Source organism: Streptomyces sp. WM6386, assembly GCF_000972385.1.
In the GTDB taxonomy this organism is placed as follows: domain Bacteria; phylum Actinomycetota; class Actinomycetes; order Streptomycetales; family Streptomycetaceae; genus Streptomyces.
Map to the genome: position 1 here is coordinate 1 of NZ_JXTE01000284.1, position 829 is coordinate 829.

2 protein-coding genes are annotated in these 829 nt (G+C 65.1%); both read right to left on the bottom strand.

The features are described from left to right. A partial coding sequence (locus TN53_RS48840; RefSeq protein ID WP_234441842.1) for a hypothetical protein occupies positions 1-220 on the bottom strand: 220 nt, incomplete at its 3' end. Between the two features lie 125 nt (positions 221-345). Then, positions 346-687 (bottom strand): hypothetical protein, encoded by a 342-nt coding sequence (locus TN53_RS41265; protein WP_046264026.1) that lies wholly within the window; start codon positions 685-687, stop codon positions 346-348. Positions 688-829: the final 142 nt, after the last annotated feature.

An 829-nucleotide genomic window follows, 5' to 3' on the forward strand; every position in this document is an offset into this window, starting at 1 on the left:
GGTTGTAGATGATGTTGTTGGCGAGCGTGAGGTCGTTCCAGGCGCCGGTGACCTGCGTTCCCCCGCCGCCTTCGGTCGGAGGCGAGACCGGATGCGGGGCGAAGACACGAAAGTGCCTTCTGCGCTGGGACGATGAACCTTGTCGAGGGGTTCTGATGGTCCAGGCGGAAGGCGCTTTCTGCGCGAAAACACGGTTGCTGGCGGATCTTGCCGATTCCACTTCCGCACTGCGGCTGCTGCGGCGGGGGCTGGCAGATCGGCACCCGGCGGCGGCTGACCTGCAGCCGTCAGGCGCTGACGCCCCTGGCCCCTCAGCTGCAACCCCCGCATTCGCCGAGAGCGAAGTCAAAAACCACGTGGCGGAGGAACGTCCGATCGCACGAGACGGACTCGCGCGGCTGGTATGCGGTCGGGGAGGTAGACGAATCCGTTGCCGTTGTCGAGGAGCAACCCCTCATCGACGCCCTCCACGGACCAGAGATCAACCGGCCCACGGGTGTTGTTGATCTGAAGGAAGAACTCTGCTTCCTCCTCGCCCCGACAGACGAAGATCCCCTCCACCTCAGGGCGGTGGCTGCCGGCGATTCCCGGTGCCGCGCCCATCCGGACCCAGTCCAGGCCATGCTGTGCGATCGACTGCCGGTTGAGCACGGACGAAACGTGGATGTGGTTCGACGTATCCAACACGCGAGGAGTATAGGAGGCCCCTACTCCTCAGACGCAACGGCTTTTCGATCACAGGGTCGGTTCCGCCCCGGGTGCGAAACCGACGTCGGCTTCGACGCCTCGGTGCTCTCGGAGGTGAACGGCGGCGCGATCGGTCAGGTTC